A 24,937-nucleotide genomic window follows, 5' to 3' on the forward strand; every position below is an offset into this window, starting at 1 on the left:
CCCGCGATGGCGATACCCGCAACACAACAAAATTAAGCGCCCACCCGCGCCTGCAAACTCAAATGCGCCCGCTCGCCCGGCTTCAGGCACAGGCTATCGGTGCCGCCACTGGCGGCCTCCACGCAAACGAATTCGGATATCTCATTCCAGCTCACCCCCAGCAACGGCCGTGAGCCCGGATGCCAGACCACCGTGTCAGCCGTATCGCCAGTATCGATGCACAACGCCCGATCCCAGGCATGGTCATTGAGCTGCAATTCACCGTCATGCTGGAACACCCGCTGACAGCCGCCATCCACCCGCAACTCGCCTTCCTGCTGGCAAACCTGGCGGTTCAACTGGTCATAACCGTGCGCGCCTTCGAGCCCAGACAGCGCTACCTCACCGACATCACCAATACGCCAGTAAGCGTGCAACGCCTGACTCAACTGGCACGGCATATCGTCCTGATGCTCAGTACTCAAGCGTAAATCCATGCGTTCGCCCAAGTGCGCATGCAGGTCCACTTGCCAGTCGCACAACTCAAGCTGCCAATGCAGGCGCACGCCATCGTCGTCGCTGCTGCTGTCGATCAACTTCCAGTCGAGCAAGCGCGCCCAACCATGGGACGGCCAGGCGTTTTCACTCGGATGCCGGCCATACCACGGCCAACACACCGGCACGCCACCGCGAATCGCGCCGACCTGCGGCCACTTCGCCGCGCACCACAGCCACGGCTTCTGGCCCTTGGGCTGGAAGTGCAGCAACTGCGCGCCCTGGCGACTGAACACCGCCTGACACAGCGGATGATCAATCACCAACACGTCGCGCTTCTGATAGCGCTCCCACGCGAACACCGGACGTTCGCGCAAGGATTTGAAGAAGCGTTGTAGCGGATGCTCAAGCATGTGCCACGGTCCTGAAAATCATCTGTTGCCGGGGTGCGCGCTCCCCAAAAAAAAGCGGACAGCCTTGGCTGTCCGCAAAAATGCGCACATAGAGAGGAGCTTATCGCAGTCGCGTTAGAACACCGACTGAATTTTCAGGCCGGCGACCAAAGCGTTGTCGACTTCATCCACACCACCCGGGTGAGTGATGTATTGCAGGTTGGGACGCACGGTCAGCCAGTTGGTAACGTGGAAACCGTAGTTGAGCTCGTAGTTGTATTCGGTCTCACGCAGTGGCGAGAACAGTGGATCTTCGTAGTTGCTCACACCATTGGCGGCGTTGGTCAGCTCGGCGTTTTTCTTCACGTCATCGTTGACATGGATACGGGCGAAGCCGATGCCCAGGTCATCTTTCGGACGTGCGTCGAACGGGCCTTTGTACACAAACATCAGCGACTGGTAGTTGTCGACGATGTTGGTGTCCTTGTCGTGGAAAGTTGCGTTGGCGGCGATGTTCAGACCGCGGCTGGCGTCACCGTTATGGCTGGTGAGTTGCTGTTGTGCAACGAACCAGTAGCCGTGCTTGCTGCTGTGGCTGCGATAGGCGTTGCCGCTGGTGGCTGCATCATCGCCGTTGTCATCTTCACGAACGTCATCGGCGCTGGCGGTGCTTTTGTAGTAACCGACACGGTATTCGCCCGGCAGGTTGCCTGGGTTAGGCAGCCAGACCAGCTCGACCGGCAGAACGGTGCCGGCAGTACCGCTGCCGCTGAGCTTGAAGCCGTTACCGTGTTCCAGCTGCGACGGGTTCTGGTTGTACGCGCCGATCTGCGCATACCACTCAGGCGAGATGTTGTACTTCACGCGGATCGCCGCTTGGCTGACCGGCCAGTTGTACCAGATGTTGGTCGCCCAGTTACCCACTTGGGAACCGCAGAACGCCAGGTTCTGGAATTCGCACGGGAAGGTGTTGAAGTCTTCGCCTTCACCGAAGTAACCGGCCTTGACGTCCAGTTTGTTGTCGAGGAACTGATGCTTGATCCACAACTGGGTCAGACGGACCATGTGGCCACGGCCGTAGACTTCCTGCGAGGAACTCAAGGTGCCGGCACGCGGGTCGCCGACACGGTCGTTGGAGATGTTTTCACCGTTACGGTTGGTCAGCTGGATCTTGGCCTGGGTATTGTCCCAGCCGAACAGCTTCTCAAGGTCCAGTGCCGCGCCCAGGCCGAACTGGTCGGAGTAACGCGCAGTCTTGTCGTTGTTGAACCCGCCGTGGAGATTGCCGCCCACTTCACCGACGTAGTCCATCTTGATGTCGATGCCCTGCTCGATCAGCTTGGTTCGTTCGCCACCCCAATCCCCGGTCATCCATTCTGAATCGGCGCTAAACGCGTCAGCCGCGTGGACGCTACCGGCCAGTGTCATTGCTGCAATGGCAGACAACTGGCAGATAAGCTGAGCGCTGTTCTTCTTCTTCATCCCTACATCCTCGTTTTATTGTTATTAACTTTTCTTTTTCTAACGCGGTTACATCAGTCGCGGAGAGCAACAGGCTGCTCACCGCATATCCCCCAGTAGGATCGGGTTGTTGTGGGAGCTGGCCTGCCAGCGATAGCCTCACCTCGGTTCGACGTTAAACCGAATTGTCTGCATCGCTGGCAGGCCAGCTCCCACACAACCCCATTCCCACATTTGTTCTTCAGCGGCCTTTGAATTGCGCGACGTTGGCAGCGTGCGATTCGGTTTTCGGTAAGGCGGCAACCCCCAGGCGCTCGCCAGTATTGGCATCGAACAGCAGCACTTTCGCCGGATCGAATTGCAGGGTCAGGGTTTCGCCCACGGCCGGTGCAACGTCCGGCGCCAGACGGCAGCAGACCTTGGTTTCGTTGAGATTGACGAACACCAGCGTGTCCGGGCCGGTCGGCTCGGTGACTTGAACTTCAGCGCGAATGGTCGGCAATCCATTGGCATCGCCGTTCGCCAGCATGATCTGCTCAGGACGCAGGCCGAGGATCACTTCGCGGTCTTCCAGTCCGGCATCCTGCATGCTCATCGGCAGCTCGCAACGCGCCTGGCCACTGTCCAGCAGCGCGACAAGTCGACCGTCCTTGCGTTGCAGGCGCAACGGAATGAAGTTCATCGGCGGCGAGCCGATAAAGCTCGCCACGAACAGGTTGGCCGGGTTGTTGTAGATGTCTTTCGGCGTACCGAACTGCTGGATGATCCCGTCCTTCATCACCGCCACCTTGTCGCCCAGGGTCATGGCTTCGATCTGGTCGTGGGTCACGTAGACCGTGGTGGTTTTCAGGCGCTGGTGCATCAGTTTCATTTCGGTGCGCATCTCGACCCGCAGCTTTGCGTCGAGGTTGGACAGCGGTTCGTCGAACAGATAAATCTTCGGCCGACGCGCCAGGGCACGGCCCATGGCCACGCGCTGTTGCTGGCCGCCAGAGAGTTGGCCAGGCTTGCGATTGAGCAGGTGTTCGATCTGCAACAGCTTGGCCACCCGGGCGACTTCCTCGTCGATGGCCGACTGATTCATCTTGCGGATTTTCAGACCGAATTCGATGTTCTCGCGCACGCTCATGGTCGGATACAGCGCGTAGGACTGGAACACCATGGCGATGTCGCGATCCTTGGGGCTCATGCCGCTGACGTCCTGATCGCCGATCATGATCGCGCCGCCAGTGATGGTTTCCAGACCGGCGATGCAGTTCATCAGGGTCGATTTACCGCAACCCGAAGGCCCGACCAGGATCAGGAACTCGCCGTCCTTGATCGACAGTTCGATGTTCTTCAAGGTGTCCGGCAGACCGGCGCCATAGGTCTTGTTTACATTGCGAAGTTCGAGCGTTGCCATGATTACCCCTTGACTGCGCCGGCCGTAAGGCCGCGCACGAAATACTTGCCTGCGACCACATAGACCAGCAGGGTCGGCAGCCCGGCGATCATCGCCGCTGCCATATCAACGTTGTATTCCTTGGCGCCGGTGCTGGTGTTGACCAGGTTGTTCAGCGCGACCGTGATCGGTTGCGAATCACCGCTGGAGAACACCACGCCGAACAGGAAGTCGTTCCAGATCTGGGTGAACTGCCAGATCAGGCAGACCATGATGATCGGCGTCGACATCGGCAGAATGATCCGGCGGAAAATGGTGAAGAAACCTGCGCCGTCGAGGCGGGCAGCCTTCACCAGTGCATCCGGAATGCTCACGTAGTAGTTGCGGAAGAACAGCGTGGTGAATGCCAGGCCGTAAACCACGTGCACGAACACCAGCCCGGTGGTGGTGCTTGCCAGGCCCATCTTGCCGAGGGTGAACGACGCCGGCAGCAGCACGGTCTGGAACGGCAGGAAGCAACCGAACAGCAGCAGACCGAAGAACAACTGCGAACCACGGAAGCGCCACATCGACAGCACGTAGCCGTTCAACGCACCGATCGCCGTCGAAATCAGCACCGCCGGAACAGTGATCTTGATCGAGTTCCAGAAGTAACCGTCAACCGTGGCCCAGGCCTTGACCCAGCCAATGCCGGTGACCACGGTCGGCCAGCTCAGCAGGTTGCCGGTGCTGATGTCTTCCGGGGTCTTGAAGCTGGTCAACAGCATGACCATCAATGGAATCAGGTAAAGCAATACGGCGAGGATCAGCACCGCGTAGATCGCGATGCGACTCAGGCTGATGGCAGGTTTGGCAGCGAGACTAGTCATGACGCTTGGTCCTCAGCTCGGAGTACAGGTAAGGCACGATGATTGCGAGAATCGCACCGAGCATCAGAATCGCACTGGCCGAGCCCATGCCCATCTGGCCGCGACTGAACGTGAAGGAGTACATGAACATCGCCGGCAGGTCGGAGGAATAACCCGGGCCACCGGCCGTCATGGCCGCCACCAGGTCAAAACTCTTGATCGCGATGTGCGCCAGAATCATCACTGCACTGAAGAACACCGGGCGCAGGCTCGGCAGCACCACTTTCCAGTAGATCGTGGGCATGCTCGCGCCATCGATCTGCGCGGCACGGATGATCGATTGATCGACACCGCGCAGGCCGGCGAGGAACATCGCCATGATGAAGCCCGAGGCTTGCCAGACCGCAGCGATCACCAGGCAATACACCACGCGGTCCGGGTCGATCAGCCAGTCGAGACGGAAGCCTTCCCAGCCCCAGTCACGCAACAATTTGTCCAGGCCCATGCCCGGGTTGAGCAGCCATTTCCAGGCAGTACCGGTGACAATCATCGAGAGCGCCATCGGGTACAGGTAAATGGTGCGGATGAAACCTTCGCGACGGATTTTCTGGTCGAGGAAAATCGCCAGTGTCACGCCGATCACCAGCGTGATGCCGATGAACATGCCGCCGAACAGCGCCAGGTTCTTGCTCGCCACCCACCAGCGGTCGTTGTCGAACAACCGTGCGTATTGCGCCAGGCCCGCCCACTTGTAGTTCGGCAGGAATGTCGAGGTCGTGAACGACAGAACGAACGTCCACAGGATGTAGCCATAGAAGCCCACCAGAACGATGAACATGCTCGGCGCCAGCACCAGTTTTGGAAGCCAGCGTTGCAATGCATCGAACGGCGAGGCCTTGCTGAACACAGCAACAGAACTCATGGGGAAATCCAGTACGAGAGAAAAGGACTACTTTGGAAATGCTTCCCCTTGTAGGAGTGAGCCTGCTCGCGATAGCGGTGTGTCAGTCACCCAATCATCGAATGACAGATTGCAATCGCGAGCAGGCTCGCTCCTACAGGGGCCAGGCATTACTTGGCCGACTGAACCGCTGCGCCCAGTTTCTTGGCGGCGTCAGCCGGGTCGGCTTTCGGGTCGTTGATGTAGTTGGTCACCACATCGAAGAACGCGCCCTGTACCGCCAGCGTGGTTGCCATGTTGTGCGCCATGCTCGGTTGCAGGCCGCCGGACTTGGCGTCTGCCAGGAAGTCCTTGGCGGCGGTCTGGGCGCAGGAGTCGAAACCGTATTTGCCCATGTCCGCCAGCATGTCGTTACGCACCGGGATCGAGCCCTTGTTGATGCTGAAGACTTTCTGGAAGTTCTCACCCAGCACGACTTTGGCAATGTCCTGCTGACCGGCAGCAGTGCCCGCGTCTTTCTGCTTGAACACAGCCAGGGAGTCGATGTTGTAGGTGAAGGCCTTGTCGGTGCCCGGGAACGCTACGCACTCGTAGTCCTTGCCGGCGACTTTCTTGGCGGCGGTCCATTCGGACTTGGCCCAGTCACCCATGATCTGCATGCCGGCCTTGCCGTTGATGACCTTGGCCGCTTCCAGGTTCCAGTCCTGGCCTTTGCCGTCGGCGTCCATGTAGGTCGCGACTTTCTTCAGCTCGGTCAAAGCCTTGACCATTTCCGGTCCGGTCAGCGCTTTGTTGTCGAGATCGACCAGGGCTTTCTTGTAGCCATCAACACCCATCACCGAGAGCACAACGGCTTCGAACACGGTGCTGTCCTGCCAAGGCTGGCCACCGTGGGCGAGTGGAATGAAACCCGCAGCCTTGAGCTTGTCACCGGCGGCGTAGAATTCTTCGAGGGTGGTTGGTGGTTTTTCAATGCCGGCTTTCTTGAAGACTTCCGGGTTGATCCACAGCCAGTTGACGCGGTGGATGTTCACCGGCACGGCCACGTAATCACCTTCGTACTTCACGGTATCGGAGACTTTCTTGTCGAGCAGGCTGTCCCACTTCTCCGATTTGGCAACGTCTTTCAGGACATCGGTGTCGAGCAGGCCGGTAGACGCCCACTCCTGAATGTCCGGGCCTTTGATCTGGGCCACGCCTGGCGGGTTACCCGCAACGGCACGGCTTTTCAGCACGGTCATGGCAGTCGCACCGCCACCACCGGCGACTGCGCCGTCCTTCCAGGTGAAGCCGTCTTTCTCGACTTGGGCCTTGAGGACATCGACCGCTGCCTTTTCGCCACCCGACGTCCACCAATGCACGACTTCCACGGAACCTTTGGATTCGGCGGCAAGAACACTGAGAGGGAGCGCAGACAGGGAAGCGAGAGAAATGACAGTAGCGAGGCGAGAAATCGCATTCATCTAGTAGTACCTTTCTTGTTGTTATGCATGCAAGTCTGGTGCTTGCGCTGCATAGGATTTTAAACAGGGGAAACCCCTTCGCAGGTAACGAAGGGACGCGCGAATGTCACTGCATGGTTACATAGAACCGCTCTGGGACACCTGTGCCAGCGCACTGGCCATGCTCGGCGCCAACGGCAGTCGCGGGATCAACAACGCTTGCCAGGCGTGATACAGGTCGGGTTTTCCGGCCCAGATATCGGCACTTGGGCGGTTCAACGGGTCGAGTTCGTGATGCCAGCTGCCGTCGCAGCGGTCGATGAAATGACTGTCACAAAACTCCCAGAACAGTCGGTACCAGCGTTCGAATTGTTCATCGCCGGTACGCTTGAGCAACGCACTGGCGGCGGCGCTGGCTTCGCAATGAGTCCAGTGCAAGCGATGACGAACCACCGCTTTGTTGTCCCAGTCGAGGGTGTAGACAATGCCCGGCGCGCCGTCGACGTCCCAGCCATGCAGGCAATTTTGCTCGAAGAGTTTTTGCGCATCAGTGGCCAGCCAACCCGGCGTCAACATCCCGGCCTGCACCCGCGCCGCTTCGAGGTGCAGCAACAGCCGCGCCCATTCAAAGCCGTGGCCCGGTGTGGTGCCATAGGGGCGGAAACCGTCGGCCGGGTTGTCGTGGTTGTACTCGCGCAGCGGCTGCCAGTCGCGGTCGAAATGCTCAACCACCAGGTAATCGTTGGCGGCGGCGTGACCATGAATCACCCGCTCGACAATGCGCTGTGCACGGCACAGCCAGCGGTTGTCATCGGTGACATCGGCCAGCGCCAGAAACGCTTCGGTGGCGTGCATGTTGCTGTTGGCGCCGCGATAGGCTTCTTCATCACTCCAGTCGCGGTTGAAGGATTCGCGCATGGCGCCCTCCTCCTCGCTCCAGAAATACGCGTCGATGATGTCGATGGCATCATCAAGCAACGCTTGCGCGCCGGGACGTTGCGCGACCACCGCGGAACTCGCGGCCAACGCGACGAAGGCATGCAGGTAGGCGTTCTTGCCGGTGTTGCCGTCGCGGTGTTCAGCGACCGCGAACCAGCCACCGTGCACGGCATCGCGCAGCGGCCCGCGCAGGGCTTCGACACCGTGATCGACCAGTTCGGCAAACCCCGGCAGGCCTTGAATGTGGGCCATGGCAAAGCTGTGGGTCATGCGCGCGGTGTTCATGGTTTCGGCTTGCGCGTCGGCCGGCAGATGACCGCGCTCATCGAGATTGCCGAAGCCTTCAGGCAGCTTCGAAGCCTTGGCGAACGCCAGCATTCGCAAGCCTTCGGCAGCGAGCCATTGCTGGTGTGCAGGTGCGTTCAGCCAACTGCTGAAAGCAGGTTGGAAGGTGTGCATGGGAGACCTTTTTTGTTGTTATGACTGAGGGGCAGTCTAAACAACGGGCGATGGCGGGCTTGTAACGAAGGGGGCGAGTTATGTCACCGGGTTGTGACAATGCTGAGGCGAGGAATGTTTTGTGGCGAGGGAGCTTGCTCCCGCTGGGGTGCGAAGCGCCCCCAAATGAGGGACTGCTGCGCAGCCCAGCGGGAGCAAGCTCCCTCGCCACAGGGTCGGTGTCAATCCACTGATCGCGGTAACTGCAGGGTCACCCGCAACCCGCCTTCACGCAGGTTTTGCAGGCTGACCTCACCGCCATGGCTATGGGCAATGTTACGGGCGATCCCCAACCCCAATCCGTAACCTTGCTGTTGCCCGGCCAACCGGAAGTGCGGTTCAAAGACTTGCTCCAGCCGCTGCTCCGGAACCCCCGGCCCTTCATCGTCGACATGCAGGACAAATGCGCTGTCGTCGTCATCGATGTGCAGATGCGCGTTCTGCCCGTACTTCAACGCATTGTCGATCAGGTTGCCGATGCAGCGCTTGAGCGCCAGTGGTTTACCCGGATAGGCCGCGAGCGCCCGCCCTTGCTGGGTCACGCGGCCATTGCCGTTTGGCGCCAGATACGGCTCCACCAGACAATCCAGGACGTGATTGAGATCCACCGGCTCGATGTTCTCGTGGATATCGGTGTCTTTCACGCATTGCAGCGCGCCTTTGACCAGCAGCTCCAGTTCGTCCAGATCACGGCCGAACTTGGCTTGAAGTTTTTCGTCTTCGAGCAATTCGACGCGCAATCGTAGCCGGGTAATGGGCGTGCGAAGGTCGTGGGAAATCGCGCTGAACAACTGGCTACGTTCGGTCAGATAGCGGCTGATGCGTTCGCGCATGGTGTTGAACGCGCGCCCCACTTCAACCACTTCGCTGCCACCACCTTCGGCCACCGGCTCGACGTCGGCGCCCAGCGACAGATCCCGCGCCGCCCGCGCCAAACGCTTGAGCGGTCGGCTCTGCCAGTGCACCAGCAGGCCGATGAACAGCAGCAAGAAACCGCTGGTGAGAACGATGAACCACACCTGCTGCGCCGGCAGGCCTTGCTCTTCAAGACTGGTGTACGGCTCAGGCAGCAACGAGGCGATGTACAGCCATTCGCCCGGCGCCATTTGAATCTGCGTGACCAACACGGGCGGGTTCACCGGTTCCAGGGTCAGCGCGTAGTGCGCCCAGGAGCGTGGCAGCTCATCGAGCTTCAGGCCGGCATTGAAAATCCGCAGATCCTCGGGACTTACGAAGGACACCGAAATATCAGTGTCGTGACCCAAGGACTGTCGCAGCACTTCGTCCACCGCTTTCATCACCGCAGCCTTGCGCGGGGTGATCGGCAGGACTTCCATGCCCAGGGGTTTGTCGTTGAGCGTCACCACGAATCGCGTGCCGCCCATGCTGCGCAACTGGTCGAGCACCAGCGGTCGATAGGCCACCGGCAACGAACGAAAGTAACTGACGCTGGCCGTCATCGAATGCGCCAGGCTGCGGGCGCTGGTGACCAGTCCTTCGAGCTGTGTCGCACGCAATTGCGACACCCAGATCACGCTCGACAACGTCTGCGCGAACAACACCGCGAGCAAGGTCAGCAGCAACATGCGGCCGAGCAGCGAGCGCGGCACCGGCACCCGTTCTGCGAGTGTGCGCAGGGACTCAGTGACCATTGCTGGCAATCACATTGGCTGCCAATTGATAGCCGCTGCCACGCACGGTGCGGATCAGTCGCGGTGGCTTTTCCGTGTCGCGCAGACGTTGGCGCAGGCGACTGACCGCCATGTCGACGATGCGATCGAGCGGCATCAAATCACGGCCACGGGTGGCGTTGCCAATGGTGTCGCGGTCGAGGATTTGCTGAGGGTGATCGAGGAACAGTTTCAACAAGGCGAAATCGGCACCAGACAGAATCACCTCTTCACCGTCGATGTGAAACAGACGATGGCTGACCATGTCCAGCCGCCAGTCATCGAAGGCCAGCACTTCACCGCCGTTGCGCTCCTGACCGAATTGCGCGCGGCGCAACAGGGCCTTGATGCGCGCCTGCAATTCACGGGGGCTGAAAGGTTTACCGAGATAGTCGTCGGCGCCCAGTTCCAGACCGATGACCCGGTCGGCCTCGTCGGAGCTGGCAGTGAGCATGATGATCGGCACCTGCGCCCGTCGCGGGTGCTGGCGAATCCAGCGGCACAGACTGAAACCGTCTTCGTCCGGCAGCATCACATCGAGGATCACCAGGTCACTGGGCTCGTCGTTCAGGGCCTGGCGGAAACCGGCGCCATCGGGGGTGGTACGTACCTGAAACCCGGCACGGGTCAGGTAGGTGTCCAGCAACTCGCGTATCTCTTGATCGTCATCGACCAACAAAATCGACTTGTTGACTGAGCTCACTTCGAAGGCATCCTTGTTGTTGGAATTGGGGCGGATTATGCCTGATGAACCTTGGATATTTGTTGCCTGTTCTGGCCTCATCGCTGGCAAGCCAGCTCCCACAAGGGTCTGTGTCGTTCACAAACCTGTGGGAGCTGGCTTGCCAGCGATGAAGGCGACACGGTCTCAAGCCTGTTCGAGCGCTACTCCCGCCCCAACAAGTCCCGAATACGGCGCCGTCACCAGCCACACCGGTATCCCCTTGAAGTAGTCGCTCATGCAACCCTTGTCGGCGAAGCATCGGGCGAAACCGCTTTCGAGGAAGAAATCGGCAAATCGTGGAATCACTCCTCCCACGATATACACCCCACCGCGCCCACCGGTGGTCAGCACGTTGTTGCCGGCCACGCGACCGAGCCAGCAGCAGAATTGTTCGAGCACCTCCAAGGCAATCGGGTCGCCCGCCAGACCGGCAGCCGTAATCGCCTCCGGGGTTTCGAGCACAGGTTCATGCCCGTCAACGGCGCAGATCGCCCGGTAAACCCGTGGCAACCCGCCGCCACTCAACGCCGTTTCCGCGCTGACATGACCAATCTCATTGGAGATGTGCTGCCACAACTGGGTTTCGCGCGGACTGCTCAGCGGCAAGTCGACGTGACCGCCCTCCCCCGGCAACGCGGCAAACCGGCCTTCGCCCAGATCGAGCAAAGTACCGACGCCCAAACCGGTGCCCGGGCCGATCACCACCGCCGGGCGCAACGGCTCCGGCGTGCCTTCGCAGACCACGCGGAATTCGCCGGGCTGCAAACGGGTCATGCCCAACGCCATGGCCGAGAAATCGTTGACCAGCAACAGCTGATCGACCTGCAAGGTCTGGCAGAAACCCTTGCGGCTCAAACGCCAGTGATTGTTGGTGAACTTGAATTCGTCGCCGCTCACCGGCCCGGCCACCGACAGGCACACCGAGCCGATCGACCCCGGCGCCAGACCGAGCCCACTCAGGTACAGGCTGATCGCCTCTTCCGGGCTGGCGTGGTCGGCCGTCGCCAGCACCTGGACGCTTTCCAGTTGCTGGTTTTTCCACAACGCGAATCGTGCGTTGGTCCCACCGATGTCACCGACCAAAGCCAGTTTCAATTAAGCGTCTCCAGGGCAGAAGTGAAGGCGCTGGCCCCCTGCTCTGCCGAGCTGAAGGCCATGCGCATGAAACCAAACAGTTCGCGACCGGTGCCGATGTTGTTGCCCAACAGGCCCTTGGCCGGCGTGCGCGCTGCGAATTCTTCGGCGTCCACCTTAAGCTCCAGGGTGCCTTTGACGCCATCGACGCGGATGATATCGCCCTCTTGCACGCGCGCCAAAGCGCCACCGACATAAGCTTCGGGGCTGACGTGAATCGCCGCCGGGATTTTCCCCGACGCGCCGGACATGCGCCCGTCAGTCACCAGTGCAACCTTGAAGCCGCGATCCTGCAATACACCGAGGAACGGCGTCATCTTGTGCAGCTCCGGCATGCCGTTGGAGCGTGGTCCCTGGAAGCGCATCACCGCGACAAAATCCTTCTCCAGCAAACCGGCCTTGAACGCGTCGGCCAAATCCTGCTGATCCTGGAACACCATGGCCGGTGCTTCGACGATCTGGTTTTCCAGCGCCACGGCGGAAACTTTCATCACACCGCGACCAAGGTTGCCTTCCATCACTCGCAAGCCGCCCTCTGGCGAGAACGCACGAGCGACCGGACGCAGGATGCTTTCATCGAGGCTTTCGGTGATGCCTTCACGCCAAACCAGTTCGCCGTTGTCGAGGAACGGTTCCTGGGTGTAGCGGCTCAGGCCGTGGCCCATGACGGTGTTGACGTTTTCGTGGAGCAACCCGGCGTCCAGCAGTTCGCGGATCAGGAACGACATGCCGCCCGCGGCCTGGAAGTGGTTGATGTCGGCCTTGCCGTTCGGGTAGACGTGACTCAGGGTCGGCACCACCTCGGAGAGGTCGGCCATGTCCTGCCAGGTCAGTTGGATACCCGCCGCCATGGCGATGGCCGGCATGTGCAAGGTGTGGTTGGTCGAGCCGCCAGTCGCGTTCAGCGCGACGATGGAGTTGACCAGCGAACGCTCGTCGACGATTTCGCCGATCGGCATGAAGTTGCCGTTCTGCTTGGTCAGGCGCGTCACTTGGTGTGCGGCTTCGCGGGTCAGGGCATCGCGCAGCGGCGTGTTCGGGTTGACGAAGGAAGCGCCCGGCAAGTGCAGGCCCATGACTTCCATCAGCAACTGGTTGGTATTGGCGGTGCCGTAGAAAGTGCAGGTGCCGGGGCTGTGGTAGGAGTTCATTTCCGACTCCAGCAGCTCCTCGCGGCTGGCCTTGCCCTCGGCATAACGCTGGCGCACGTCGGCTTTCTGCTTGTTGGAAATACCGGAAACCATCGGCCCGCCCGGCACGAAGATCATCGGCAGATGACCGAAGCGCAGCGCGCCCATCATCAGACCCGGGACGATCTTGTCGCAGATGCCGAGCATCAGCGCGCCATCGAACATGTTGTGGGACAGCGCCACGGCGGTGGACAGCGCGATCACCTCACGGCTCGGCAGGCTCAGCTCCATGCCCGGCTCGCCCTGGGTCACGCCATCGCACATGGCCGGGGTACCACCGGCGAACTGGCCGACGGAGCCGATTTCGCGCAGGGCTTTCTTGATCAGTTCAGGGAAGACTTCGTACGGCTGATGCGCCGAAAGCATGTCGTTATATGACGAAACAATCGCAATGTTCGCGGAGTTCATCATCCGCAGGCTGTTCTTGTCGTCGCTGCCGCAACCGGCCACGCCGTGGGCGAAGTTGGCGCATTGCAGCTTGCCGCGCATCGGACCGTCGCTGGCCGCACCGCGAATCAATGCAAGGTAAGCCTCACGCGTGGCGCGGCTGCGGGCGATAAGCCGTTCGGTGACCTCAAGGACGCGGGGATGCATGTGTAGAACTCCAGGCTAACGGATGTGGCGACCTGATTGTCTATGCTGATCAAAGGCCGGTGTCGATGGGATGACAGACGGTTTTCTTGATCGGTTGGACCAGTTGATTCAGGTCACTCGTTGTAGATTGAACAAAATATTGCCATCAAAAAGGCTTGTTTTCTATTTTTTTGCGAATAATCTTGTAATTCCAACAACAAAACGACGGTAGCGCTGATAAATGACTCTTCGAATCGCAATCAATGGTTTTGGCCGTATTGGCCGTAACGTCCTGCGCGCACTCTATACCCAGGGCTACCGTCAGGATCTGCAGATCGTTGCCATCAACGATCTGGGGGACAGCGCAATCAACGCGCACTTGCTCAAGTACGACACTGTTCACGGCACGTTCGACGCCGATGTCCAGCACGATCAGGAAAGCCTGACCGTCAACGGCGACCGTATCGCGGTCAGTGCCATTCGCAATCCGGCCGACCTGCCTTGGGCCGCTGAAAAGATTGATGTGGTGTTCGAATGCACCGGTCTGTTCACCGACCGCGCCAAGGCCGCCGCGCATATTACGGCCGGCGCACGCAAAGTGATCATCTCGGCCCCGGCCAAAGGCGCTGACGCCACCGTGGTTTACGGGGTCAACCACGACATTCTGCGCCAGTCGCACCAGATCATTTCCAACGCGTCGTGCACCACCAACTGCCTGGCCCCGGTGGCCCAGGTGCTGCACCGCGAGCTGGGCATCGAAAGCGGTCTGATGACCACGATCCACGCCTACACCAACGATCAGAACCTGACCGATGTTTACCACACCGACCCGTACCGCGCCCGTTCGGCCACCCAGAACATGATCCCGAGCAAGACCGGCGCCGCTGAAGCGGTGGGCCTGGTCCTGCCGGAACTGGCGGGCAAACTGACCGGCATGGCGGTGCGTGTGCCGGTGATCAACGTATCGCTGGTCGACCTGACCGTGCAGCTGAAAAAAGAAGCCAGCGCCGAAGAAGTCAACGCCCTGCTCAAGCAAGCCAGCCAGCACTCGAAGATCCTCGGCTACAACACCCTGCCGCTGGTCTCCAGCGACTTCAACCACAACCCGCTGTCGTCGATCTTCGACGCCAACCACACCAAGGTCAGCGGCAAGTTGCTCAAGGTAATGGCCTGGTACGACAACGAATGGGGCTTCTCCAACCGCATGCTCGATAACTGCCTGGCGCTGTGCAACGCTGAATAAGCCCGGAGCAGTCACCGATGATCGGTATCAGCTTTACGCAAAAGACCCTGGCGGTGCGCAAGCGCATCGCCCTGGTTGCCCATGACCACTGCAAAGTGTTTTTGTTGGACTGGGCCGAGCGACAAAAAGACAGGCTGGCGCAGCATGAACTGGTCGCCACCGGCACCACGGGGTTGTTGTTACAACAACGTCTCGACCTGCCGGTAGAAAGCATGATCAGTGGTCCGCTGGGCGGTGACCAACAGCTCGGCGCGCGCATCGCCGAGCAACGAGTCGACATGCTGGTGTTCTTCTGGGACCCGTTCGAACCGCAGCCGCACGACCCGGACATCAAGGCATTACTGCGGGTCGCGGCAGTCTGGAACATTCCGGTGGCGTGCAACGAGTGCAGCGCTGATTACTTGCTCAGCAGCCCGATGATGGATCAGGCGCACACGCACCGGATCCCGGATTACGCCACCTATTTACAGGGCCGCGCATAAACCTTCACAAATCAATACTTGACCACTCGAGCGGATGATAAGCATTATCATTCGCTCGAAATGGATCAGGTCTTCCCGTGAGTCAATCGCGCTTCAATGACGTCTTCATCACTCAGCGAGTCTCTCTGCTGCGTACGCTGGAGCGGATGGTCAACAATCACAGCACCGCCGAAGACCTGCTGCAGGAAACCTACCTGCGCGTGACCCGTGCGCTCAGCGAGCGGGCCATCGATCACCTTGAACCCTTTGTTTTCCAGACTGCCCGCAACTTGGCGCTGGACCATTTGCGTGCGCGACGCATCCATTCGCGCACCATGGTCGACGACGTGCCGCCGGAGGTGATGGAAAGCGTCGCCGCACCCGCCAGCAGCGCAGAGGATGCCGCCCATGCCGAACAATTGCTCGAGCGTCTGAACGTGCGCCTCAGTCAACTCAGCCCCCGCCAGCAGCAGATTTTCATCCTCAGCCGCCTGCACGGCCACAGCTATCTGGAGATCGCCGAAAAACTCGGCGTATCGCTCAGCACGGTGCAGAAAGAACTGAAACTGATCATGACCATCTGCATCGGCGTTGCCGAACGGGCAAACGGCCTCTGAGTCGCCCGCTGCTCGACGGTTTTATTCATCAGGGCTACCCTTGGCCCACTTTTGCGCTTCACTAAAAAAACAGCCGTGCACAGACACTGCCGAGGAAACACCGTGACGGACACCCACCGCTCCCCTTCGCCCTCACCGGCGCAGGCCACTGCAGACGCGATGGACCAGGCTATGGACTGGCTGATCGTGCTGGACAGCCCGAGCGAAGAACAGACTCGCCAGTTCCACGCATGGCTCGCGGCCGACCCGGCGCATGCCGATGCGTTCGCCAAGGCCCAGGCGATCTGGAACGGTCCGCAAGTCACCCAATGCGCGCAAAGCCTGGCTGCGCGGCCTTCCAAAGTCACCGTACTGTCACGCCTGCGTCCGCACTGGAAACCCTTGGCCACCGCCGCCGTGCTGATCCTCGGTCTGTTCAGCTTCAGCAATCTGCCCATGCGCCTTCAGGCCGATCACCTGACCGTGGTCGGTGAACGCCAGCGCCTGCAACTGGAGGACGGCTCGAAAGTCCTGCTCAACACCAATTCGGCGTTTTCCAGCACCATCAACGATCAAAAACGCGTGGCCCGGCTGTATCAGGGCGAGGCGTTTTTCGAGGTCCAGCCCCACCGCGGCCAGCCGCTGGAACTCGATGCCGGCCTGGTGACCGCCAGCGTTCGCGACACGGCTTTTGCCGTGCGTTACCTCGACGGCGTGACACAGGTTCGCGTGCAGCGCGGCGATGTCGATTTGCGCGCCACCCGTGACGACGCGCGGATTCGCCTGACCGCCGGGGAAAGCATCCGCATCGGTCCTAATGGTTTCGATCGCCCGGCCAAACTGGATGCCGCCACCGACCTCGCATGGGTCCAGGGTCGACTGGTGTTTGAAAACTGCCCGCTGAACCAGGTGCTCGCAGAGCTGCGTCGCTACTATCCGGGCTGGATCATCAACAACAACGAACAGCTGGCCAATGTTGCCGTCACCGGTAATTACCGTCTCGATCAGCCGCTGGACGTGGTCCGTTCCCTGGCCCACATCACCTCGGCGCACTTGAAGGAATTCCCGGCGCTGGTGATTCTGAACTGAATGAGAATTATTTTTACTCGATAGTCATTCCCCGTACGTCTCGTTATAGCCAATGCAATTGATTCGCATCTCACCATGCCAATCAGCACCTATAAAGATTCGTGCGACACGGAGCGCTATCGATGTCCTCTCGCCTTACCCGCCAGTCCTCTTCACCGTCTCGCGTGCTGTCGCTGCTGACCGCCGCCATCCTGATGGCCGGCACTGCGCCGGTCATGGCCGCCAGCGCCGAGCAGCCAAGCCGCAACATGGGCGACTACTCGTTCGCCATTTCGCCGCAACCGCTGGTTTCGGCGCTCAACGCCTTTACCGCCGTGACTGGCTGGCAAGTGGGCTTGCCGGCAGAGCTGGCTGAAGGCGTGGCGTCGCCGGGCGTGCGCGGATCGCTACCGCCGGAAAAAGCTCTGGATCGCCTGTTGGTGGGGACCAACCTGAGCTACCGCAAACTGGGCAATAACAACATCGTGCTCGAACGCCGCACCACCGCCGGCACCCTGAACCTGCAACAGGTGACCATCAGTGCCACGCGTAACGAGCAGGACGTGAACAGCGTACCCAGCACCGTCACCGTCCACACTCGCGATGAACTGGACCGCAACAACGTCAACACCATCAAGGACCTGGTGCGCTACGAGCCGGGCGTTTCGGTGGGTGGTGCCGGTACTCGCGGCGGGATCAGCGGCTACAACATTCGCGGCATCGACGGTAACCGGGTCCTGACGCAGATCGATGGCGTGGAAATCCCCAACGGTTTCTTCAACGGCCCTTACGCCAAGACCCAGCGCAACTACGTCGACCCGGAAATCATCAAACGCGTCGAAATCCTCCGTGGTCCGGCGTCGGTGCTGTATGGCAGCAACGCCATCGGCGGCGCGGTCAGCTACTTCACCCTCGACCCGGACGACATCATCAAGCCTGGCCAGGACGTCGGCGCGCGCCTGAAGACCGGTTACAGCTCGGCTGACGAGAGCTGGCTCAAGTCCGCCACCGTGGCAGGTCGCGCCGATCAGTTCGACGGTCTGTTGCACTACAGCCAGCGCGACGGTCATGAAACCGAATCCTACGGCAGCAACAACAGCACCGGCCTGACGCGCACCGCCGCCAACCCGGAAGACGTACGCGCCACCAACGTGCTGGCCAAGCTCGGCTGGAACTACAAGGGCGACGCACGCCTGGGCCTGACCTACGAGAAGTACAAGGACGATCGCGACACCGATCAAAAAAGTGCCTACGGCGGTCCTTACTTTGCAGGCGCACCGACCATTCCCAACAGTGTCCTGCCCGGTGGCATGTACCAGTCGCGTACCGGTAACGACACCATTACTCGTGAACGCTTCGGCCTGGAACACAGCTTCGCCCTCGATAGCCAGTTGGTGGACAACGTCAAGTGGAGCCTGAACCACCAGATCGCCAAGACCGACCAGAGCACCGACGAGGTCTACTTCCCGATCACCCGCAAGGTTCTGCGTACCCGCGACACGCTCTATGAAGAAAAGCAGTGGGTGTTCGACGCACAACTGGATAAAAGCTTCAGCGTCGCCGACACCGAACATTTGCTGACCTACGGCACCACCCTCAAGCAACAGAAAGTAACCGGCTCGCGCAGCGGCAACGGTACGTGCCTGGCAATCGGTCGCGGCTGCACCGCCATCGGCGCCACCAGCGCTGCCGACGTGCTGAGAAAGTCCAGCGACTTCCCGGATCCGACCATCAACACCTACAGCGTGTTTGCCCAGGATCAGATCAGCTGGAACAACTGGACCTTCGTGCCCGGCCTGCGCTACGACTACACCGAACTCAAGCCGGACATTACCCAGGAATTCCTCAACACCGTGTCCGCCGACGGTCGTGGCACCGTCAGCGACGAAAACAAGACCTGGCACAAAGTCTCGCCCAAGTTCGGCCTGACCTACGCCTTCAACGACAATTACACCTGGTACGGCCAGTACGCCGAAGGTTTCCGCACGCCGACCGCGAAGGCGTTGTACGGGCGCTTCGATAACACCGCTGCCGGCTACAGCGTGGAACCGAACCCGGACCTGGAACCGGAAAAAAGCCAGAGCTACGAGACTGGTCTGCGCGGCAACTTCGAGCAGGGCTCGTTCGATGTGGCTGTGTTCTACAACAAGTATCGCGACTTCATCAACGAAGACGCCGTCACCCCAGGCTATGACGAACCGACCTTCCAGAGCGCCAACATCAAGCACGCCACCATCAAGGGTGCGGAGATCAAGGGCCGCCTGAACCTCGACGCCTTCGGCGCACCACAGGGCCTCTACACCCAAGGCTCGGTGGCTTACGCCTACGGTCGCAACAACGACAACGGCGAGCCGATCAACAGCGTCAACCCGCTGACCGGCGTGTTCGGCCTCGGTTACGACCAGGACAACTATGGCGGTTTGCTCAGCTGGACCGTGGTCAAGCGCAAGGATCGCGTCGACGACAGCAACTTCAAGTCGCCGGACGGCGTCAGCAGCCAGTTCAAGACTCCGGGCTTCGGTGTGCTGGATATGAGCGCGTATTACAAAGTCACCAACGACGTGACCGTCAGCGGCGGCGTCTACAACCTCACCGACAAGAAGTACTGGCTGTGGGATGACGTGCGCGGCTACGACAGCGTCGGCGAAGCGTCGGTAACGCAACCGGCCAACCTTGATCGCCTGACTCAACCGGGTCGTAACTTCGCGGTCAACCTGATCTGGGATATCTGACCTGACTCACCTCGCTGCGCGGTTTTCCATCGCCGCGCAGTGAGGTTTTTTTACTGTCAGGCCCGTGCTTATTCGTCTCGTTACCAAGCGCCTCTTTTTCCCCCAAGGAATAGTCATGACTACTCAGGACACCGCTCAACGCCCAAGCCTGCGTTCACAACGGTTGAACCAGGTCACCAACGAGCCCCACACCAAACTCGATGCGCTGGTCAAAGCCCACGCGCCGTTTGAAACCCAGGCCAACTTCGCCCGTTTCGTGGTGGCGCAGTACCTGTTCCAGTCGGAACTGGTGGCGCTGTACAACGATGCCGAACTGACCGCCATCGTCCCGGACCTGCCCGCTCGCTGCCGTGCCGAAGCGGCCAAGGCTGACCTGGCGGACCTGGACACCGAACTACCGGCACCGGTCGCCGGCGCAGTGAACAATCCGAGCAAGGCCGAAGCACTGGGCTGGCTCTTCGTCTCCGAGGGTTCCAAGCTCGGCGCCGCGTTCCTGATCAAGCGTGCCGTGGGCCTTGGCCTGAGCGAAACCTTCGGTGCCCGTCACCTCGGCGAACCGGCCGGTGGTCGTGCGCAAGGCTGGAAAAACTTCGCCAAGACACTCGATGAGCTGGAACTCCGCGCAGAGGAAGAAGCCGAGCTGGATAAGGGCGCGATCGATGCGTTCAACCGGTTTACGGTGTTGTTGGAACAGGCTTACGCCACTACCCCGGAAGTTGCCTGATTGAATGCAATCCCTGTGGGAGCGGGCTTGCCCGCGATGACGGTAGCCCAGACAACATTGATGTCGACTGATACACCGCTATCGCGGGCAAGCCCGCTCCCACAGGGACCGTGCCAATTCGCGAGATCCCGATCAAGTCTCAAAGCCATTCCCTGAGCCCATGCCCGCCTCCTCAAAACTCGCCCGCCTTCTCTTCGGCCTGCTGGCCTACATCAGCCTCGGCATCGGCCTGATCGCCATTGTCATTCCCGGCCTGCCGACTACCGAGTTCATCCTGCTGGCCGCCTGGGCCGCGACCAAAAGTTCGCCACGCTTGAGTGCCTGGCTGGAAAACCATCGACTGTTCGGCCCCATCCTCAGCAACTGGCGCAACGGCAAGATCATTGCGCGTCGGGCAAAAATCAGCGCGACTGTCAGCATGCTGTTATGTGCCGGCCTTATGTTGGTGATGCTGGACCATGGCTGGCCGATTTATCTGGCGATTGTCGGGATGGGATTGGGCAATCTGTGGATCTGGTCGCGACCGGAATCACTGGCGCAACACCCGTAATCCGCTCCGTGATTTTCCCCGTTTTTACTCCGCTTTTCGGCACATTTTCCCGCGCAAACGTTCAACCATGACCGTTCGTCGGCATGCCCCTCATGCAATTTCACCCTCACGCCGATGTGCATTGAATGGCGCTAAATGGATTTGGCGAGTCGAGCCGCAAAGGCTCACAGCCAACCATTCATTCCTTCGCGAGTTCGCCCTATGTTCGACTCACTGTCCATCCGCCTGAAAATCGTCCTGCTCTCCGGTCTGTGCCTGCTCGGCGTAGTCACGTTGATCGTGGGCATGAACTTCTACCAGACCAATCAGAACGATGAGCTGGTCAGCGATTCCAGCAGCAGAATGCTCACCGACAGTGTGCAGAACCTGCTCCAGGCCAAAGCTGCCGAGCAAGCGGTGCGGGTGCAGAAGACATTCGGTGAAACCTTGACGGTGGTGACCGCCCTGGCGGATCAGATCAAGGACATGCGCAACATGGCCGCCAAGCGTTCGCTTGAGCCCGGCGCATTGCGTGAAGAGTTGAACCTGAGTTTGAAAACCGCCTTCGAGCGCAACGGCAAAGTGCTGGGTATCTGGCTGGCCTTCGAACCCAACGGCCTGGACGGCAAGGACAGCGAGTTCGCCAATGACGCCGCCCGCCAGTCCAACGAGATCGGTCGTTTCGCCACGTACTGGAGTCGTGCCGGCGGTGAAGCGCTCAACACGATCATGGTCGAAGAGGACATGACCAAAACCACGCTGAACTTGAGCGGTACGCCTTACAACATCTGGTACACCTGCCCTCGGGACAGCAAGCGCACTTGCCTGCTCGACCCGTACGCCGATACGGTCGGCGGCAAGGAAATGTTGATGACCACCATTTCCGTACCGTTGCTGGTGGATGGCAAGACCATCGGCGTGGTCGGCATCGACATTGCCCTCGACGCGCTGCAAGCGACGGCGGTCGACTCCCAGCGTGAACTGTTCAACAGCGCCGGGCACATGTTGATTGTCTCCGGCACTGGTGTGGTGGGTGCCTACAGCGTCGACGCCAGCAAAGTCGGCAAGAACATCGGCGACACACTGGGCGCAGACGGCAAGGACGTCCTGCAGTTGCTCAGCAGTGGCGCACCAAAGATTCTGCAACAGGGCGACTTGATTCGTGCGGTGTACCCGGTCAGCCCGATTGCCGATTCCAAGGCTTGGGGCGTGGTGATCGACCTGCCCAAGCAAGTGTTGCTGGCGGACTCGGTCAAGCTGCAATCGGTGCTCGACGATGCCCAGCAAAGCGGCACGATCAAAGCCGTTGTCGTGGCGATCATTGCCGGCCTGATCGGTTTGCTGCTGATCTGGCTCACCGCTTCTGGCGTGACCCGGCCGATCAACAGCGTGGCTGAAATGCTCAAGGCGATTGCCAGCGGCGACGGCGATCTGACCCAACGCCTGCACTACAGCAGGAAAGACGAATTGGGCGAACTGGTCAGCTGGTTCAACCGCTTCCTCGACAAGCTGCAACCGACCATCGCGCAGATCAAGCAAAGCATCACCGATGCACGCGGCACCGCTGACCAGTCTTCGGAAATCGCCCGCCAGACCAGTGAAGGCATGCAGGTGCAGTTCCGCGAAATCGACCAGGTCGCCACGGCGTCCAACGAAATGAGCGCCACCGCCCACGATGTCGCCAACAGCGCATCGAACGCGGCAAATGCCGCCAAAGGCGCCGATCAGTCGGCCCGCGATGGCATGCAGATCATTGAGCGCAGCACCCGCGACATCAATCAACTGGCCGACGAAGTCAGCAAGGCTGTGGCTGAAGTTGAGGCGCTCGCGGTGAACAGCGAGCAGATCGGTTCGGTGCTGGAGGTGATCCGCAGCATCGCCGAACAAACCAACCTGCTGGCGCTCAACGCAGCCATCGAAGCCGCCCGTGCCGGTGAAAGCGGTCGGGGCTTTGCGGTGGTGGCCGATGAAGTGCGCAACCTGGCCAAACGCACTCAGGATTCGGTGGAAGAAATTCGCCTGGTCATCGAACGCATCCAGAGCGGCACTCGCGGTGTGGTCGCGACCATGCATTCGAGTCAGACCCAGGCCCACAGCAACGCCGGGCAGATCCAGCAAGCGGCCCAGGCCTTAAGCAAAATCAGCGACGCGGTCACGGTGATCAGCGACATGAACCTGCAAATCGCCAGCGCCGCCGAACAGCAAAGCGCCGTGGCCGAAGAGGTCAACCGCAACGTCTCGGCGATTCGCACCGTCACCGAAACCCTGACCGGCCAGGCCACTGAGTCGGCGCAAATCAGCAGCCAGCTCAACAGCCTGACGACCCAGCAGATGAAATTGATGGATCAGTTCCGCGTTTAAAAACACCGCAATCCCGTAGGAGCAAAGCTTGCTCGCGATGGCGTCGTGACAGTCAAAATTCAGTGTCTGACCCACCGCCATCGCGAGCAAGCTTTGCTCCTACAAGGGGATTTCATCTACCAGAAGATTTTTTGATCTATGCTCGCCCTCTCGCTCCGGAGGGCCTTCGATGACTGATTTACTCACGTCCATTCAAGCCGCACTCGGCTTGCCGCATACGCCAATCCCGTTCACCGCCGCTGGCGCCCTGCCCTCGGCGTTTTCCGTTACGGACCTTGCGTGCGCCAGCATTGGCGCCGCCGGTCAGGCTGTCGGCGAATTGTTGAATCAACAAACAGGGCGCTTGCCCACCCTTGAAGTCGACCGACGCCTGGCCTCGTTCTGGTTCTCCAGTTCAATCCGCCCGGTAGGCTGGAACGTGCCGCCGCTGTGGGACCCGGTCGCCGGTGACTACGCCGCCAAGGATGGCTGGATCCGCCTGCACACCAACGCCCCTCATCACCGTGCCGCCGCTGAATCCGTGCTGGGCGCCTGCGCCGACCGCGCCGCGATGGCCAGCAAAGTCGCGCAATGGGCCAAGAGCGATCTGGAGCAAGTCGTGGTCGATGCCGGTGGCTGTGCCGCCGAAATGCGCACGTGGGAACAGTGGCAGGCACATCCGCAAGGTCGGGCAGTCAATGCCGAACCGTTGATTCAATTCGGTCATCACGGCAGCCATAACGGCACGCTGTGGCAAGGTTCGGTCGCGCAACCGCTGGCCGGGATCAAGGTGCTGGATTTGACCCGTGTGCTCGCCGGCCCCGTCGCCAGCCGTTTTCTCGCCGGTCTCGGCGCCGACGTTTTACGCATCGACCCGCCCACCTGGAACGAACCGGGCGTGGTGCCGGAAATGACCCTGGGCAAACGCTGCGCTCGCCTGGATCTGCACGAAAAGACCGACCGCGCACTGTTCAACAGCCTGCTCAAAGACGCCGACATTGTGCTCCACGGTTACCGCGCCGATGCGTTGGAGCGCTTGGGTTACGGAGTCACTGAACGACAAAAACTGGCCCCCGGCATGATCGACGTTTGCCTCAATGCCTACGGCTGGAACGGCCCGTGGCAAAACCGTCGCGGCTTCGACAGCCTGGTGCAGATGAGCAGCGGCATAGCCGACGCTGGCATGCAGTGGAAGCACACGGACAAACCGACGCCGTTGCCGGTGCAAGCGCTCGATCACGCCACTGGGTACCTGATGGCGGCCAGTGCGATCAAGTTGCTGACAGAACGCTTGAGCAGCGGCCAGGGTGGATCGGCGCGATTGTCGTTGGCGCGTACGGCGAAGTTGTTGATCGAGCATGGTCGCGGTAGCGAAGAGTTGTTGCGGGTTGAGGATGAACACGATCAGGGGATGCTGGTTGAGCAAACACCGTGGGGGCCTGCGCATCGCTTGCACGTACCGCTAAGGATCACCGGGACGCCGGTGCAGTGGACGCTGGCAGCCTCGGAGTTGGGTTCGCATCGCGCGCAGTGGTGGTGACTGGGCGACTGCTATCGCGAGCAGGCTCACTCCTACAGGGACCGCGCACAACCTGTAGGAGTGAGCCTGCTCGCGAT

Annotated in this window: 20 protein-coding genes; 9 read left to right on the plus strand and 11 right to left on the minus strand. The window is 60.5% G+C overall.

The window, feature by feature from the left end:
- Positions 1-32: 32 nt before the first annotated feature.
- The 11 genes from V6Z53_RS26660 to edd all read right to left on the minus strand — a co-directional run bounded on the left by V6Z53_RS26660 (position 33) and on the right by edd (position 13,648).
- Positions 33-887 carry a D-hexose-6-phosphate mutarotase gene (locus V6Z53_RS26660; protein WP_338582586.1) on the minus strand — a complete coding sequence of 285 codons (855 nt, stop codon included), beginning with the start codon at positions 885-887 and terminating at the stop codon, positions 33-35.
- A 114-nt stretch (positions 888-1,001) separates the two neighbouring features.
- The gene (locus tag V6Z53_RS26665; RefSeq protein WP_338582587.1) at positions 1,002-2,348 is read right to left on the minus strand and encodes a carbohydrate porin; all 1,347 of its coding nucleotides are present in this window, start codon (positions 2,346-2,348) and stop codon (positions 1,002-1,004) included.
- A gap of 220 nt (positions 2,349-2,568) precedes the next feature.
- The gene (gene ugpC, locus V6Z53_RS26670) at positions 2,569-3,729 is read right to left on the minus strand and encodes a sn-glycerol-3-phosphate ABC transporter ATP-binding protein UgpC (protein ID WP_338582588.1); all 1,161 of its coding nucleotides are present in this window, start codon (positions 3,727-3,729) and stop codon (positions 2,569-2,571) included.
- Between the two features lie 2 nt (positions 3,730-3,731).
- Positions 3,732-4,577 (minus strand): carbohydrate ABC transporter permease, encoded by an 846-nt coding sequence (locus V6Z53_RS26675; RefSeq protein ID WP_338582589.1) that lies wholly within the window; start codon positions 4,575-4,577, stop codon positions 3,732-3,734.
- Complete coding sequence (locus V6Z53_RS26680) at positions 4,570-5,478, minus strand: sugar ABC transporter permease (RefSeq protein ID WP_338582590.1); 909 nt, start codon at positions 5,476-5,478, stop codon at positions 4,570-4,572. Before V6Z53_RS26680 ends, V6Z53_RS26675 begins: the two co-directional genes overlap by 8 nt.
- A 149-nt stretch (positions 5,479-5,627) precedes the next feature.
- Entirely contained in the window at positions 5,628-6,920 is a 1,293-nt protein-coding gene (locus tag V6Z53_RS26685) for an ABC transporter substrate-binding protein (protein ID WP_338582591.1), read from the minus strand.
- Positions 6,921-7,037: 117 nt separating this feature from the next.
- Positions 7,038-8,297: an AGE family epimerase/isomerase gene (locus tag V6Z53_RS26690; RefSeq protein ID WP_338582592.1), complete on the minus strand. Its 1,260-nt coding sequence runs from the start codon at positions 8,295-8,297 to the stop codon at positions 7,038-7,040.
- Between the two features lie 221 nt (positions 8,298-8,518).
- Positions 8,519-9,988 (minus strand): ATP-binding protein, encoded by a 1,470-nt coding sequence (locus tag V6Z53_RS26695; RefSeq protein WP_338582593.1) that lies wholly within the window; start codon positions 9,986-9,988, stop codon positions 8,519-8,521.
- On the minus strand, positions 9,978-10,709 hold the full coding sequence (locus V6Z53_RS26700) for a response regulator transcription factor (RefSeq protein WP_338582594.1): 732 nt from the start codon (positions 10,707-10,709) through the stop codon (positions 9,978-9,980). Before V6Z53_RS26700 ends, V6Z53_RS26695 begins: the two co-directional genes overlap by 11 nt.
- A gap of 165 nt (positions 10,710-10,874) precedes the next feature.
- Complete coding sequence (locus V6Z53_RS26705; RefSeq protein WP_338582595.1) at positions 10,875-11,825, minus strand: glucokinase; 951 nt, start codon at positions 11,823-11,825, stop codon at positions 10,875-10,877.
- Positions 11,822-13,648 carry a phosphogluconate dehydratase gene (gene edd, locus V6Z53_RS26710; protein WP_338582596.1) on the minus strand — a complete coding sequence of 609 codons (1,827 nt, stop codon included), beginning with the start codon at positions 13,646-13,648 and terminating at the stop codon, positions 11,822-11,824. The genes V6Z53_RS26705 and edd overlap by 4 nt, the downstream gene beginning before the upstream one ends.
- Before the next feature lie 220 nt (positions 13,649-13,868).
- On the opposite strand from edd, the gene gap reads away from it, so the two are divergent.
- The 9 genes from gap (at position 13,869) to V6Z53_RS26755 (ending at position 24,860) form a co-directional block, all read left to right on the plus strand.
- Positions 13,869-14,870 carry a type I glyceraldehyde-3-phosphate dehydrogenase gene (gene gap / locus V6Z53_RS26715; RefSeq protein ID WP_338582597.1) on the plus strand — a complete coding sequence of 334 codons (1,002 nt, stop codon included), beginning with the start codon at positions 13,869-13,871 and terminating at the stop codon, positions 14,868-14,870.
- 17 nt (positions 14,871-14,887) lie between these two features.
- The gene (locus V6Z53_RS26720) at positions 14,888-15,352 is read left to right on the plus strand and encodes a methylglyoxal synthase (protein WP_338582598.1); all 465 of its coding nucleotides are present in this window, start codon (positions 14,888-14,890) and stop codon (positions 15,350-15,352) included.
- A 77-nt stretch (positions 15,353-15,429) separates the two neighbouring features.
- On the plus strand, positions 15,430-15,948 hold the full coding sequence (locus tag V6Z53_RS26725) for an RNA polymerase sigma factor (protein ID WP_338582599.1): 519 nt from the start codon (positions 15,430-15,432) through the stop codon (positions 15,946-15,948).
- 102 nt (positions 15,949-16,050) lie between these two features.
- A complete protein-coding gene (locus V6Z53_RS26730; RefSeq protein ID WP_338582600.1) occupies positions 16,051-17,016 on the plus strand; it encodes a FecR domain-containing protein in 966 nt (321 codons plus the stop codon).
- 122 nt (positions 17,017-17,138) lie between these two features.
- Positions 17,139-19,727, plus strand: coding sequence for a TonB-dependent receptor (locus tag V6Z53_RS26735; protein ID WP_338582601.1), 2,589 nt, complete (start codon positions 17,139-17,141; stop codon positions 19,725-19,727).
- A 115-nt stretch (positions 19,728-19,842) separates the two neighbouring features.
- Positions 19,843-20,451 (plus strand): biliverdin-producing heme oxygenase, encoded by a 609-nt coding sequence (locus V6Z53_RS26740; protein ID WP_338582602.1) that lies wholly within the window; start codon positions 19,843-19,845, stop codon positions 20,449-20,451.
- 160 nt (positions 20,452-20,611) lie between these two features.
- On the plus strand, positions 20,612-21,001 hold the full coding sequence (locus tag V6Z53_RS26745; protein ID WP_338582603.1) for a YbaN family protein: 390 nt from the start codon (positions 20,612-20,614) through the stop codon (positions 20,999-21,001).
- Positions 21,002-21,202: 201 nt separating this feature from the next.
- A complete protein-coding gene (locus V6Z53_RS26750; protein WP_338582604.1) occupies positions 21,203-23,341 on the plus strand; it encodes a methyl-accepting chemotaxis protein in 2,139 nt (712 codons plus the stop codon).
- A 169-nt stretch (positions 23,342-23,510) separates the two neighbouring features.
- Entirely contained in the window at positions 23,511-24,860 is a 1,350-nt protein-coding gene (locus V6Z53_RS26755) for a CoA transferase (RefSeq protein ID WP_338582605.1), read from the plus strand.
- The last annotated feature ends 77 nt before the right edge of the window (positions 24,861-24,937 follow it).

Source organism: Pseudomonas sp. MAG733B (assembly GCF_036884845.1).
Lineage (GTDB): Bacteria > Pseudomonadota > Gammaproteobacteria > Pseudomonadales > Pseudomonadaceae > Aquipseudomonas.

What these genes read in the sequence shown, in the direction of transcription:
- V6Z53_RS26680 (WP_338582590.1), bottom strand. Translation starts at nt 5,478, where the DNA reads ATGAGTTCTGTTGCTGTGTTCAGCAAGGCCTCGCCGTTCGATGCATTG.
- V6Z53_RS26685 (WP_338582591.1), bottom strand. Translation starts at nt 6,920, where the DNA reads ATGAATGCGATTTCTCGCCTCGCTACTGTCATTTCTCTCGCTTCCCTG.
- V6Z53_RS26690 (WP_338582592.1), bottom strand. Translation starts at nt 8,297, where the DNA reads ATGCACACCTTCCAACCTGCTTTCAGCAGTTGGCTGAACGCACCTGCA.
- V6Z53_RS26695 (WP_338582593.1), bottom strand. Translation starts at nt 9,988, where the DNA reads ATGGTCACTGAGTCCCTGCGCACACTCGCAGAACGGGTGCCGGTGCCG.
- V6Z53_RS26660 (WP_338582586.1), bottom strand. Translation starts at nt 887, where the DNA reads ATGCTTGAGCATCCGCTACAACGCTTCTTCAAATCCTTGCGCGAACGT.
- V6Z53_RS26755 (WP_338582605.1), top strand. Translation starts at nt 23,511, where the DNA reads ATGACTGATTTACTCACGTCCATTCAAGCCGCACTCGGCTTGCCGCAT.
- V6Z53_RS26740 (WP_338582602.1), top strand. Translation starts at nt 19,843, where the DNA reads ATGACTACTCAGGACACCGCTCAACGCCCAAGCCTGCGTTCACAACGG.
- V6Z53_RS26720 (WP_338582598.1), top strand. Translation starts at nt 14,888, where the DNA reads ATGATCGGTATCAGCTTTACGCAAAAGACCCTGGCGGTGCGCAAGCGC.
- edd (WP_338582596.1), bottom strand. Translation starts at nt 13,648, where the DNA reads ATGCATCCCCGCGTCCTTGAGGTCACCGAACGGCTTATCGCCCGCAGC.
- V6Z53_RS26745 (WP_338582603.1), top strand. Translation starts at nt 20,612, where the DNA reads ATGCCCGCCTCCTCAAAACTCGCCCGCCTTCTCTTCGGCCTGCTGGCC.
- gap (WP_338582597.1), top strand. Translation starts at nt 13,869, where the DNA reads ATGACTCTTCGAATCGCAATCAATGGTTTTGGCCGTATTGGCCGTAAC.
- V6Z53_RS26750 (WP_338582604.1), top strand. Translation starts at nt 21,203, where the DNA reads ATGTTCGACTCACTGTCCATCCGCCTGAAAATCGTCCTGCTCTCCGGT.
- V6Z53_RS26675 (WP_338582589.1), bottom strand. Translation starts at nt 4,577, where the DNA reads ATGACTAGTCTCGCTGCCAAACCTGCCATCAGCCTGAGTCGCATCGCG.
- V6Z53_RS26735 (WP_338582601.1), top strand. Translation starts at nt 17,139, where the DNA reads ATGTCCTCTCGCCTTACCCGCCAGTCCTCTTCACCGTCTCGCGTGCTG.
- ugpC (WP_338582588.1), bottom strand. Translation starts at nt 3,729, where the DNA reads ATGGCAACGCTCGAACTTCGCAATGTAAACAAGACCTATGGCGCCGGT.
- V6Z53_RS26665 (WP_338582587.1), bottom strand. Translation starts at nt 2,348, where the DNA reads ATGAAGAAGAAGAACAGCGCTCAGCTTATCTGCCAGTTGTCTGCCATT.